Origin of the sequence: Flavobacterium daejeonense DSM 17708, assembly GCF_000425425.1 — a bacterium.
Lineage (GTDB): Bacteria > Bacteroidota > Bacteroidia > Flavobacteriales > Flavobacteriaceae > Flavobacterium > Flavobacterium daejeonense.
Genome location: NZ_AUDK01000016.1, coordinates 1 through 12,463 on the forward strand (window position 1 = coordinate 1; position 12,463 = coordinate 12,463).

Genomic DNA, 12,463 nt, shown 5'->3' on the forward strand with positions numbered 1-12,463 from the left:
AGGAACTTCAAATTTTATACTGGCATCTAAAAGAGATAAATTATTTGATATAAGATATTTAACAACTTTTAGTTTAAAATCTAAACTAAAAACTGTTTTAGTCTTATTGATTTTTAAACCTAAAATTCCTTTGGATTTGTATAATCCAACCCATCTTCTAAGAAGCGAATGATCTATACCAACTTCTTTCGAAATAGCACCATAAGAACGATGATCATTAGTGTGCTTTAAAACTTGTTCAAGTTTGAATTCTGATGAAAATTTTCTTTTTTCTCTCATAAAAAATGCCCCAAATAGTGTCTAACTTTTTGGGGCATGTTCAAACTGCATGGTTTTCTGATTATTTCTGAAAATGGATATTAGAATTTGTAACCTACAGAAGCCTGGATTCCAAAACGATTGTTTCCTGCAGGTCCATAGGCCAAGTCTAAGAAATTATAAACATATCTAGCTTGAACAAATGCTCCGGAGTTAAAGCCATAAGCTAAGCCCGAAACAGATGCGATGTTATATTTTCTCAAATTGGTGTTAGCATAAATTCCTTTTGCTTCAGAGTCTATAATGGCACTTGCTTGTGGGCCAACTTCTATTGATAAACCTTTAACTAAGTGAAATTTAGCTAAAACAGGGATTGCTATTTCGCTAATTTTTAAATCGCTGCCACTTGTGTTTCCGTTTCCGTCAAATTTAAAGCTGGAATGTGAATACAAAGCTTCAGCTTGGAATGAAAATTCATCACACATTTTGAATTCTGCTACTAAACCAGCGTGGTATCCTACTTCAGGACGTAAATCGTAAACAGATGCGTCACCTGTTGCTAACCAATCGTAATTAGCTCCGGCTTTAACACCAAATCTTACTGTTTTTGATTCTTGTGCATTTGCAAACGCAAATGATAGTACGGCAATAACCGATAAAATAACTTTTTTCATTTTTAATTTTTTTTGTACTGCAAATTTAACCTAAAACATTCGGAAAGTCCAGTATTTACGGGCTTTTTAACGTTTTTGTTTAGTGTCTTGTTTTACAGTAATTTAGGGGTGTTTTGGTTGGCTCAGTGTAAAATAATAAGATAAGTTGTGGTTTTTTTCATGCTATTCTGCTGGAAAAGTGAAGTATTTATTAAAGTTTAAACGAAGATTCTCAATCAAAGTAAAAAGTTATTATTTTAGCTCGCGACCAAAAAAAACTGATTTATGAGAACCCAAAAACAAAAAATATTCTTAGTTGCAAAAATTGTAGTAGCATTTGCATTGCTTGCAATTATTGGAATTTTTAGTTTTAGAGAGGTGCTTTTGCAACAAATCATTGCTAAAACGGCTAACAAAATGGAAGCGGATTATAACAGTAGATTTGTGGTAAAAAAAGCTGTTTTTGAAGGATTTTCGGGAGTGCATCTGGCTGATGTTAGCTTGGTTCCTAATCATGCGGATACTTTATTTAATATTCATGAAATTAAAACGACTGTAAATGTATGGCGCTTATTGCTGGGTGAAGTGCAACTGGGAACTTTAGAAATCAAAAAAGGATATATTCAGCTGACTAAAAAAGGTGAGGTAAAAAACTTTGCCGCCTTTTTAAAAAGAAATAAAGACGAAGAAAATACTTCTGACAAAAAAGATTATGCTGCTTTTGCCTATCGGATTATTTCAAGAGTTTTGAATTTAATTCCGACGGATATGCATGTTGAAAATTTGAAATTCAAGCTTAATGATAATGGCAAAAAAGCAACTATTGGTATTCAAAAATTAGTTTTGACCAACAAAGAACTGGAGACTTCCATTGATGTTCAAACCAATACTTTTGCGCAACGCTGGAAAATAAAAGGTTTTGCCGATCCAAGAAATAAAAAAGCTGATATCCGGTTTTTTAATATTGATACCGGTGCGATTAAAGTTCCTTATTTTGACGAACGTTACAATCTGATTTCGAGCTTTGATTCCATTCGTCTGAACGTGGAAAATATAGATAAAAGCGGTGGAGAACTTCATATTGACGGTTTTGCTTCGATTGCCAATTTGAAAATTAATCATCGAAGAATTGCTCAAAAAGATGTTTTAATTAAAAATGCCCGATTGGATTACCGATTGCTGTTAGGGTCTGATTTTATGGCTGTGGACAGCAGTTCGACAGCGCAGTTTAATAAGGTGAAATTCCACCCGTATCTGGCTTATGAAACCGAAGAGGATACCATTTACAAACTCAAAATCAATATTCCAAAAATGAAAGCGCAGGATTTTATCACTTCGCTTCCCGATGGTTTGTTTACGCATTTTCAGGGCATGGAAGCCGAAGGAACTTTCGATTATTATTTGGATTTTGCATACAATAAAAACAAACCAAACGATTTGGTGTTTAACAGCAATCTGAAAAAAGAAAATCTGAAAATTACCAAATACGGCGAAGCCAATTTGAACAAACTCAATGGTGAGTTTATTTATCGCGCTATCATTAACGGGATGTTGCAGCGTCCGGTTTTGGTAGGAACTTCGAATGTGAACTATACTCCTTTGGATCAAATTTCGCCTTATTTGCAAAAATGTGTCTTAACTACCGAAGATCCTTCGTTCTTTTCGCATCATGGTTTTATCAATGAAGCGTTCAAACAATCTATTGCTAAGAATATCCGCACCCGAAAATTTTCCCGTGGCGCCAGTACTATCAGCATGCAATTGATTAAGAATGTTTTTCTGACCAGAGAGAAAACTTTGTCCCGAAAACTGGAAGAAATTCTATTGGTTTATATTTTGGAAAACAACCGCATTGTGAGCAAAAACCGTATGCTGGAGGTGTATTTTAATATTATCGAATGGGGACCAAATGTGTATGGAATAGGTGAAGCAAGTCAGTATTATTTCCGGAAAACCCCTGCCGAATTGACTTTTAACGAATGCTTGTATTTAGCGCGCATTATTCCAAGTCCAAAGAAATTTATGTATCAGTTTAATGATGAAGGAATTTTGAAAGAATCGGCGATGAAACAGGTTTCTTTTTTAACCAATTTAATGATTAGAAGAGGATTGCTGACTGTAGATGATACGATTTTTAAAAAGGAGCAAACCGTTTTAACCGGTCCGGCTAAATCTTTTTTGCATATTAGAGTCAAAGATACAACCGTTGTTGACTCATTGAAAATCGATGAAGAATTTGAGTTTTAATTTTTTTATCTGAAACATTAAAAACGTGTGAGAAAATAAAACCATTAAGAAATTAAGAATATGAAGAGAAATTCTTCTTAATGAAACTTAAATTCTTAATGGTTAATTTAAATTTTTAGGGTAAATTAAGGAGCAGGATCCGGAATTACAGCATGAACGGCATTGATTTCAGAAATGATTTCATCTGATAAAACCAAGTCGATCGAACTGATGTTTTCTTTTAATTGTTCCAAAGTTGTCGCGCCAATAATATTACTCGTAACAAAAGGCTGTTGCTTAACGAAAGCTAAAGCCATTTGAGCCATTGAAATACTGTGTTTTTGAGCAATTTCCTGATAACGTTTGGCTGCCTCCGTACATTCGGCGCTGTTGTATCTGGAAAATTGCGGGAATAGTTTGATACGGGCGTTAGGATGATTTTCTCCGCTTAAAAATTTCCCGGAAAGCACTCCAAAAGCCAATGGAGAATAAGCTAACAAACCTGCATTTTCTTTCATGCATACTTCGGCTGAACCTACTTCAAATTGGCGGTTTAACAACGAATACGGATTTTGAACGGTGCTGATTTTTGGCAGATTATTGTATTTACTTTCTTCCAGAAAACGCATGATTCCCCAGGGAGTTTCATTTGAAAGTCCGATGTGTTTGATTTTTCCTTCTTTGATAAATCCTTCTAAAGTTTCCAGTACCAATCGGATGTTGTCTTCCCAGGCATCGTGTTCTACGATAAAACCTCTTTTGCCAAAAAAATTGGTTTTACGTTCCGGCCAGTGCAATTGGTACAAATCAATATAATCGGTTTGCAGGCGTTGCAAACTGTTTTCTAAAGCGTATTTAATACTGGCTGGTGAAAAATCATTCTTTTCACGCATGTAGCCAAAATTTGGATTGGGTCCGGCAATTTTAGTAGCCAAAACAATTTCGTCTCTTTTGCCGGATTTTTTAAACCATGTTCCCAGAATTTTTTCGGTACTTCCGTAAGTTTCTTTGCGTGCCGGAACGGAGTACATTTCGGCAGTATCAAAAAAGTTTACCCCGTTGGCAACGGCATAATCCATTTGCGCATGACCATCAGCTTCGGTATTTTGTTGCCCAAAAGTCATGGTACCCAGGCATATTTTACTTACTTGAATATCAGTATTGGGTAAAGTTGTGTATTTCATTGTTGAGTTTTAAAAATTAAAACAAAACTATATAAAACGATTAATATTTTCAAGTAAAACCTAAGTCATAAAATCGTTTTCATATCCTCGTATTTTTGATAATTGTTATAAAGTATTTGTTTTAATTGCCATGATACACATGTTTAAAATTAAGACTGTAATTGTTTGTTTTTCAAATCTTTACTTTTAATATTTTTATGTTTGTTGTCTTTAACAAGCTACTTTATTCGTGTTGTCTTGTCAAAGAGACTATTACAGTTAGCATTTTTTTTTTATTGTCTTCTCCAGTTTCGTTAACTTGTTCTTCTTTAATAAAAAAATCAAATTCTACTTTAAATTCTCTACAAATCTTGTATATTAATAGAAAATCTATTTTTTTAGTAGTGCTACTTTCTATGTTGCATAAAGTTGTTTGTGCTATACCAAGGCGATGTGCTAATTCTGGTTGAGACCAATTATTAGCTTCTCTTAGTTGTCTTATTTTAACACCAATGCTCATACATTATTTTTTTAGCAAATTCCTATATTAAAATGAGAATTACAATACCCACTTTTAGTGATATTTACATAACTCATAAGATTTAACATAAACTCAAATTCATAAATAAAATTATTCGTTTTCGAATAGGAAACTAATTTCTGTTTATTAAACTTTGTAAGAAGAAAAATTAATCTATTAACAAAATCATTGACTTTATGAAAAATTCCGAAATTAAAAAAATGAGTCTTATTAATATGGAAGACAGATTAACATTTGTTGAAATGGAAAACATTATGGCCGGAAGTGGATCCTCAACGCTATGGGGTTGTGCATTAAGTGGTTTAGCAGCAGGCGTTGCTTCTGGCATGAATCCATTAGTTGGAGGATTAACAACTGCAGCTTGTTTCTATCTAAATTAATTTAAACAATTAGAAATAAATTATGAATAGAGGGGCTATAACAATTATACTGCTTATTGTAATAATTGCAATAGGATATAGATATAAAATTTATAAAGAAAAAAAAAAGTAGTACATCTCCACGAAAATTTTAACCTCAAGAGCATCTGTTTTTGAGGTTGTTTTTTTATTAATTTTTTTAAATTTATCAAATAATGGGAAGATTTGGAATAACAGAAATTACACTTATAGTTTTTGCTGTTTTATTATTATTCGGAGGAAAAAAAATACCGGAATTAATGAAAGGTCTAGGAAATGGTATTAAAGAATTTAAGAGTGCTATTAAAGATACTGATTTACATAAAGACGCGAAAAAAAAGGAGTAAATCCTTTCAGGATAGTGTCCAAACAATATCTTACTATTTTTAATATCGTTGGACTATTTTATAAAATTACAATAGTCCTTTTTATTTCACTAGTTTATCATGTTTATGAAAAGTACTTTCTTCAAGTACCTATTGCTCTCTATTGCTTTAATTGGACTATCCACTATTTCAATATCTGGAAATCATTCAGAGTTAATAGAAACTGAAATTCATAAACAAAATTATTCGTTTTCGAATAGGAAACTAATTTCTGTTTATTAAACTTTGTAAGAAGAAAAATTAATCTATTAACAAAATCATTGACTTTATGAAAAATTCCGAAATTTAAAAAATGAGTCTTATTAATATGGAAGACAGATTGACATTTGTCGAAATGGAAAACATTATGGCTGGGAGTGGTTTTTGGAATGGTTGCGGTGGAGCAACTGTAGGCTTAGTATTTGCATTTGGAGGTTTGGCAACACTAACTGCGGCAAGTGGTGGGCTAGCCACAGGAATTGCTGTTGGAGGATGGCTTGCTGCTAGTTCTGCTTGGGGAGCTACTTGTAGATAATTCAAATTAATAATTAAATATCAGTCATGATAAAATTTAGTAAACCTATTTTATTTATTCTTTTTGTAGCTTCTCTTTTTTTACTAGGCATATCAATTTCAAATATCGTTATTGATGGTTTTTTAAAAGGTAAAGAATTATTTGTACAAATTGCAAATTTAATTATTTATTCATGTGCAGCATGCACATTTTATATTCAGCTATACAAATCAAAAAAATGAAACCCTGTTGTAATATGTAAACTTGAAAACAGTAGCAAAAGCTGCTGTTTTTTAATTCTACTAATTTATTATGCTTATAAAAAGTACTTTTCCCAAGTACTTGATTTACAATTCACTTTCAGAACAACTTACGCAAAAACAAGTACGAGATTTTTTTGAGATCCAAAACAAGTGGCAATGGCTTGGATATATTTTGCTGCCAATACTTTTACTCATTAAAACAGGTCTTATAGCTTATATTCTTTACATTGGCACTTTCTTTTTTAGTGCAATTCCAGTTACATTTAAAAAGTTATGGTCAATTGTTATAAGTGCAGAGTTTGTGTTTTTGCTTGCTATTTCAATATCTGGAAATCATTCAGAGTTAATAGAAACTGAAAATTTTTATAGTGAATATTGGAATGAAAAATAAAAAAGTTTTGAAACACTGTTTCAAAACTTTTTTATCTAATGTTTAATTAATCAATCTCATTCAACATCTCGGCGATTTCATCTAATCTTGGTGTTAAGATAATTTCAATACGACGGTTTTTAGCTTTGCCTTCAGCCGTTTCATTAGTAGCAATCGGAGAGAATTCTCCTCTTCCGGCAGCGGTTAAATTCTTTTTGTTGATGGCTCTGTTTTCGCTCAAAATTCCTACAATGGCTGTAGCTCTTTTGGTTGATAAATCCCAGTTGTCAGCAATTGGTCCGGAACCACCATAAGGGTCGTTATCCGTATGACCTTCAATCAAAACCGCAATATCCGGGTTTTCACCCAATACTTTTCCTAGTTCCACTACCGCTTTTTTCCCTTCCGAACTCACAGCCCAGCTTCCGGAATTGAAAAGTAATTTGTTTTCCATGGATACATATACTTTTCCGTTTTTTTGTTCTACGGTTAAGCCTTTGCCTTCAAATCCGTTAAGAGCTTTTGACAAAGTTTCTTTTAATTTTCGCATGGAAGCCTCGTTAGCGGCTATTTTATCTTCCAGTTCTTTCAGGCGTTGTGCATTTTTACTTAAACGTTCTTGTTCAATAGATAAGGCTTTTTGCTTGGCTTCTAATTCGGCTAATAAATCACGATTCTTTTTCATGTTGGCCTGTAAAGCATCGTTGCTGTTTTTCTCCAAAGCATTGTAAGAATCTTCCAAACGGGCTATTTTTTCGTTTAGTGCTTTTTGGTCAGCCGTTAGTTTGTCGCGCTCCGATTTTATTTTGCTTAATTCATTTTGCAAAGTCTCGCGGTCAGATTTTAATTTGTTTTTGGCTTTTAAAAGTGCCTCATTTTCGTCGGTTAAGCTTCTGTTTTCTTTCTTTAAATCGGTGTATTTGTTTTCTAAGTCTGTATATATTTTCTTGGAAACACAAGAAGTTGAAAGTGCCAGAGCTAACAGGCTTAAGGAGATTTTTTTGATCATTTTTAAGAGTTTAAAATGTTTATATTATTCGATATCTACCAGAACGGGACAGTGATCAGAATGTTTGGCCTCGGGTAAAATAAGCGCTTTTTTGATTTTGTCTTTCAAAGGTTCGCTCACCAGACAATAATCAATACGCCAGCCTTTATTGTCAGTTCGGGCTGTTTTTACACGAACGGTCCACCAGGAATAATTACCCGGTTCTTTGTTTAAAAAGCGGAAACTGTCAATGAATCCGTTTTTTAAGAAAGCATCCAGCCAGGCACGTTCTTCGGGAAGGAATCCGGAAACTTTCGCATTTCGTATCGGATCATGAATATCGATGGCCTCGTGACAAATATTGTAATCGCCACAAATAATTAAATTAGGGATTTCCTTTTTTAATTCGTTGATGTAATTTTGGAAATCATCCATAAACATGAATTTATGATTGAGTCTTTCGATGTTGGTACCTGAAGGCAAATACAAACTCATAACTGAAAAATCATCAAAATCGATGCGTAGATTTCGTCCTTCGTGGTCCATGTGCTCAATTCCCGTGCCATAAACTACGTTTTTAGGTTTAATTTTTGATAAAATTGCAACACCGCTATAACCTTTCTTGGTTGCCGGAAACCAATAGTGATAAGGGTAGCCTGCCATTTCAAAATCCATTAACGGAAGCTGATCAGGAGTAGCCTTAATTTCCTGAAGACAAACGACATCGGGTTTGGCCTGTTCTAACCAATTGATAAATCCTTTTGAAATAGCTGCCCGAATTCCGTTGACATTATATGATAAAATCCTCATTTTTTTAAATTTTTTGATTCCCAAAAATACTAAAAAATAACTGGTAGCAGGTATAAAATTTTAAAATCAAAGTAGGCTCATAGTCGGATAATGGAGTTTTTTTCTATCTTTGTTTTTCGCTCAAAAAAGAAAAATTAAATGGGTTTAGTTACAGCCAAAGAAGTTGCAAAAGCAATAAATGTTGATAAATACGGGGTCTTAGGGACTTTTTCAGGTTGGCTATTAATGAAGGCGTTGAGAATTTCTACACTCAATAAATATTACAATCGCAATAAACATTTGAAAGAAATTGATTTTTTAAATGGTATTGTGGACGACTTACAGATAAAATTTGAAATTCCGGAAGAAGATTTTAAACGTCTGCCTAAAGATGGCGCTTATATTACTATTTCCAATCATCCGCTGGGAGGAATTGACGGAATTTTATTGTTGAAACTGATGTTGGAAAAAGAGCCTAATTTTAAAATTATTGCTAATTTTCTTTTGCATCGCATTGAACCATTAAAGCAATACATTATGCCGGTAAATCCTTTTGAAAATCATAAGGATGTAAAATCGAGTGTTTTAGGGATTAAAGAGACTTTGCGTCATTTAAGTGACGGAAAACCCTTGGGGATGTTTCCTGCCGGGGAGGTTTCCAGTTATAAAGACGGGCAGCTTGTTGTGGATAAACCTTGGGAAGAAGGGGCTATCAAAGTAATTAGAAAAGCTCAGGTTCCGGTGGTTCCTATTTATTTTCATGCTAAAAACAGTCGTTTGTTTTATTTCCTCTCCAAAATCAGTAGTACGTTGCGTACGGCTAAATTGCCTTCGGAATTGTTTAGTCAAAAAAACCGCGTGATTAAAGTTAGAATTGGAAAACCAATTTCGGTGGCGGAACAAAACGAATACGAAAGTATTGAAGCCTATTCGGAATTTCTGAGAAAGAAAACTTATATGCTGGCGAATCCTTTTGAAAAGGAAAGCAAATTATTGACAACGCCCCATTTAAAATTGCCTAAAAATCCAAAGGAAATTGTCACTCCGGCTAATGAAGAAAAAATTATTGCCGAAGTTAATGCCTTAAGAAATACCGATTGTCGCTTGTTACAAAGCAAAAATTATGAAGTGTTTTTTGCCGGAGCCGAAAAAATTCCGAGCATTTTGCATGAAATTGGGCGACTGCGTGAAATTACCTTTAGAGAAGTTGGCGAAGGAACGAATGAATCTATCGATTTAGATAAATTTGACCAATATTACCATCATTTGTTTTTGTGGGATGATGAAGCGCAAAAAATCGCCGGAGCTTACCGAATGGGTTTGGGAGGTGAAATCTATCCAAAATACGGAATTGAAGGTTTTTATTTGAATGAATTATTTCGTTTCGAACCGGAATTGTTTGAAACCATGCATCAGTCGATTGAGATGGGACGCGCTTTCATTATTAAAGAATACCAGCAAAAACCGATGCCGTTATTCCTGCTTTGGAAAGGAATTATTCATACTACCTTGCGTTTTCCGGAACATAAATATCTTATAGGTGGGGTGAGTATTAGTAATCAGTTTTCTGATTTTTCTAAATCACTGATGATTGAGTTTATGAAATCCAATTATTACGATCCATATATAGCACAATATATTCATCCGAAAAAGGCTTATAAAGTGAAATTAAAAGATGCTGACAAAGATTTTATCTTCAATGAAACGGAAGCCGATTTGAATAAATTTGATAAAATTATTGACGAATTGGAGCCTGGAATTTTGCGTTTGCCGGTATTGATTAAAAAATACATTAAACAAAATGCAAAAGTAGTCGCTTTTAATGTCGATCCTTTGTTTAATAATGCTATTGATGGTTTAATGTACATTAGAATTGCCGATATTCCGGAAAGTACAATGAAACCGGTTATGGAAGAATTTCAGGCTGAATTGGAGAAAAAATTTAATGAAAAAGGGGAATAGTGTTTTTATACTTTTTTAAAAATTTACCGCAGATTCACAGATTGTAAATTATTAAATCTGCGAATCTGCGGTTTTTTTTAGTCTGAATATCTAAAACCAGGGTTTTCTTCCCATTTGGTAGGTTCTGTAAAATTCATCATCTGATTTTGTCAGATAGATAATACCTTCTATAAGTCCGAGTAATCCCGTTATGGCGCCAAAACTGATGAGACTTAGAAAAAGCCAAAAAATACCCGTTTTAGTATAACCTAAGAGAAATTTATGGATTCCAAATGGACCTAAGATTATTGCTAATAAACCCGCAGCAATTCTTTTATTGTCTTCTTCATAGGGCTGCGGTTGGTTCCAGTGTTCGTATTTTGAATCTTCCATAATCCCATAATTTAGTGATTATCAATCTATAAATTTATGAAATTATCCTGAAAAAAGGAAATTTTTTGGTTTTACAAAAAGCTGGTTTTTATTTTATTGAGCAAATAAAGCTTTGATTTTATCAACAATAGTTTGTGCCAGGCGCTCGTGACTTTCAAAAGTCCATCCGGCAACATGTGGAGACAATAAAACATTATCAGCGTCTAATAAATATTGAAACGCTTCCGGAGTTGTTTTGTCCTGAAATAAGGTTTCAAAAGAGAGTTTTTCATACTCCAAAACATCTAAACCTGCTCCTAAGATTTTTTTGGATTGTAAGGCTGTAACCAAGTCGGCTGTAACGATATTTTTTCCTCTTGAAGTGTTGAGTATCCAGAATGATTTTGCGAAGGCATTAATAAAGTTGGTATTAACCATTTTATCCGTTTCCGGAGTCCATGGCAGGTGCAGACTCAAAACATCTGTTTTTTGCTGTAATTCGGCTAAAGAAACCTGTTGGGCATTTTCGTCGCCTACATTTTCTTTGATGTCATAACAAAGCACTTTTACATCAAAACCTCGTAGCTTTTTAGCAAACCATTTTCCCATGTTCCCATAACCGATAATTCCAACGGTTTTTCCGTCTAATTCATGACCACGGTTGCTTTCTCTGTTCCAGTGTCCGGAACGAATTTCTCTGTCGGCGCGGTTTAAGTTGTTAAAAAGCGATAAAATCATACCTAAAGAATGCCCGGCAACGGCATTTCGGTTACCTTCCGGAGCAGCAATTAATGCGATATTTTTTGAAGTGGCATATTCGCAATCGATGCTTTCCAAACCGGCTCCTACACGGGCAATAAACTGCAAATTGGTTGCTTTGTCCAAAAATGTTTTGTCAATTTTAAAACGACTGCGAATTACAATGCCGTGATATTCCTGAATTTTTGCTTCTATGGCTTCTTTGGAAGAGGTAAAATCTTCATGGTTTTCAAAACCAGCCTCTTGTAATTGTTGCATCAGGATGGGATGATTACTATCGATGTGTAGAATTTTAATTTGCATAATTATGATTTTGAGCTTTCAAAATTAGCAAAAAATATCTGCTTTTGGGTGACGGGAAATTTAGGGAAGCGTTGGGGTTTTAATTCAGAAAAACAAAAAACCATTTCTAAATCAGTATAAATTTAGAAATGGTTCATCGTTGAATTAATCAAACCTAAAGTAATTTTTTTACATACGCGCTTCTTTTACGATTTGTTGTTAGTATTTCACCATTGTTTCGTCTCCGAATAGAAAACGGGAAATTTTGTCGTAAATCATGTTGAATAACTTTTTCATAATAATGTTTATTTAATGTTAGTAACAAATTAAACCATTAACCAGAAAAGTTAGAGTAGACGGGGTTCACTTCCATAAAATTACGGCTATTTTTAGTTTTATAAAAACAACTTTTCTTTTTTTCGATGTAAAGCTCTTTTTTCGGATAAACTACATGATTATCAAACATTTGCATTATTATTTTTACAAATAAAAATTTGATTTTTAGTAAGTTAGTTGTCAGTTTTTAAATTTTAGAAGAAGCAAACCAGAAATCAATTATATTTACATTTTGCAAATGTTGA

14 protein-coding genes are annotated in these 12,463 nt (G+C 33.6%); 6 read left to right on the plus strand and 8 right to left on the minus strand.

All coding sequences use genetic code 11. The annotated features are described in order from the left end of the window. Both H599_RS0111655 and H599_RS19585 read right to left on the minus strand, forming a co-directional pair. On the minus strand, positions 1 to 279 hold a 279-nt coding region (locus H599_RS0111655), incomplete at its 3' end, for a transposase (protein WP_026714305.1). Between the two features lie 80 nt (positions 280 to 359). Then, positions 360 to 932: a porin family protein gene (locus H599_RS19585; protein WP_051590726.1), complete on the minus strand. Its 573-nt coding sequence runs from the start codon at positions 930 to 932 to the stop codon at positions 360 to 362. Positions 933 to 1,196: 264 nt separating this feature from the next. Between H599_RS19585 and H599_RS0111665 the strand changes: the two genes are divergently transcribed. Further along, positions 1,197 to 3,158, plus strand: a complete 1,962-nt coding sequence (locus H599_RS0111665; protein ID WP_026714306.1) for a transglycosylase domain-containing protein — start codon at positions 1,197 to 1,199, stop codon at positions 3,156 to 3,158. Positions 3,159 to 3,283: 125 nt separating this feature from the next. Here H599_RS0111665 and H599_RS0111670 read toward each other — a convergent pair whose 3' ends face one another. Both H599_RS0111670 and H599_RS19590 read right to left on the minus strand, forming a co-directional pair. Next, on the minus strand, positions 3,284 to 4,321 hold the full coding sequence (locus H599_RS0111670) for an NADP(H)-dependent aldo-keto reductase (RefSeq protein ID WP_026714307.1): 1,038 nt from the start codon (positions 4,319 to 4,321) through the stop codon (positions 3,284 to 3,286). A 223-nt stretch (positions 4,322 to 4,544) separates the two neighbouring features. Then, complete coding sequence (locus tag H599_RS19590; protein WP_051590727.1) at positions 4,545 to 4,820, minus strand: helix-turn-helix domain-containing protein; 276 nt, start codon at positions 4,818 to 4,820, stop codon at positions 4,545 to 4,547. Between the two features lie 197 nt (positions 4,821 to 5,017). On the opposite strand from H599_RS19590, the gene H599_RS0111680 reads away from it, so the two are divergent. The 4 genes from H599_RS0111680 to H599_RS19595 all read left to right on the plus strand — a co-directional run bounded on the left by H599_RS0111680 (position 5,018) and on the right by H599_RS19595 (position 6,772). Then, complete coding sequence (locus tag H599_RS0111680) at positions 5,018 to 5,221, plus strand: hypothetical protein (RefSeq protein ID WP_026714308.1); 204 nt, start codon at positions 5,018 to 5,020, stop codon at positions 5,219 to 5,221. Positions 5,222 to 5,415: 194 nt separating this feature from the next. Further along, positions 5,416 to 5,586 carry a Sec-independent protein translocase subunit TatA/TatB gene (locus H599_RS20585; RefSeq protein WP_081810553.1) on the plus strand — a complete coding sequence of 57 codons (171 nt, stop codon included), beginning with the start codon at positions 5,416 to 5,418 and terminating at the stop codon, positions 5,584 to 5,586. A gap of 331 nt (positions 5,587 to 5,917) precedes the next feature. Continuing rightward, positions 5,918 to 6,139 (plus strand): hypothetical protein, encoded by a 222-nt coding sequence (locus tag H599_RS0111690; protein ID WP_026714309.1) that lies wholly within the window; start codon positions 5,918 to 5,920, stop codon positions 6,137 to 6,139. A gap of 291 nt (positions 6,140 to 6,430) precedes the next feature. Beyond that, on the plus strand, positions 6,431 to 6,772 hold the full coding sequence (locus H599_RS19595; RefSeq protein WP_026714311.1) for a hypothetical protein: 342 nt from the start codon (positions 6,431 to 6,433) through the stop codon (positions 6,770 to 6,772). 46 nt (positions 6,773 to 6,818) lie between these two features. On the opposite strand, the gene H599_RS0111705 is transcribed toward H599_RS19595, so the two are convergent. Both H599_RS0111705 and H599_RS0111710 read right to left on the minus strand, forming a co-directional pair. Continuing rightward, the gene (locus H599_RS0111705) at positions 6,819 to 7,760 is read right to left on the minus strand and encodes an OmpA/MotB family protein (protein ID WP_026714312.1); all 942 of its coding nucleotides are present in this window, start codon (positions 7,758 to 7,760) and stop codon (positions 6,819 to 6,821) included. Positions 7,761 to 7,784: 24 nt separating this feature from the next. Beyond that, positions 7,785 to 8,549: an exodeoxyribonuclease III gene (locus H599_RS0111710; RefSeq protein ID WP_026714313.1), complete on the minus strand. Its 765-nt coding sequence runs from the start codon at positions 8,547 to 8,549 to the stop codon at positions 7,785 to 7,787. Between the two features lie 138 nt (positions 8,550 to 8,687). Between H599_RS0111710 and H599_RS0111715 the strand changes: the two genes are divergently transcribed. Further along, positions 8,688 to 10,490 (plus strand): GNAT family N-acyltransferase, encoded by a 1,803-nt coding sequence (locus H599_RS0111715; protein WP_026714314.1) that lies wholly within the window; start codon positions 8,688 to 8,690, stop codon positions 10,488 to 10,490. A 90-nt stretch (positions 10,491 to 10,580) separates the two neighbouring features. Here the strand turns inward: H599_RS0111715 and H599_RS0111720 are convergent, their stop codons facing one another. Both H599_RS0111720 and H599_RS0111725 read right to left on the minus strand, forming a co-directional pair. Beyond that, positions 10,581 to 10,862 carry a TM2 domain-containing protein gene (locus tag H599_RS0111720; RefSeq protein ID WP_026714315.1) on the minus strand — a complete coding sequence of 94 codons (282 nt, stop codon included), beginning with the start codon at positions 10,860 to 10,862 and terminating at the stop codon, positions 10,581 to 10,583. A gap of 93 nt (positions 10,863 to 10,955) precedes the next feature. Continuing rightward, a complete protein-coding gene (locus H599_RS0111725) occupies positions 10,956 to 11,903 on the minus strand; it encodes a 2-hydroxyacid dehydrogenase (RefSeq protein WP_026714316.1) in 948 nt (315 codons plus the stop codon). Positions 11,904 to 12,463: the final 560 nt, after the last annotated feature.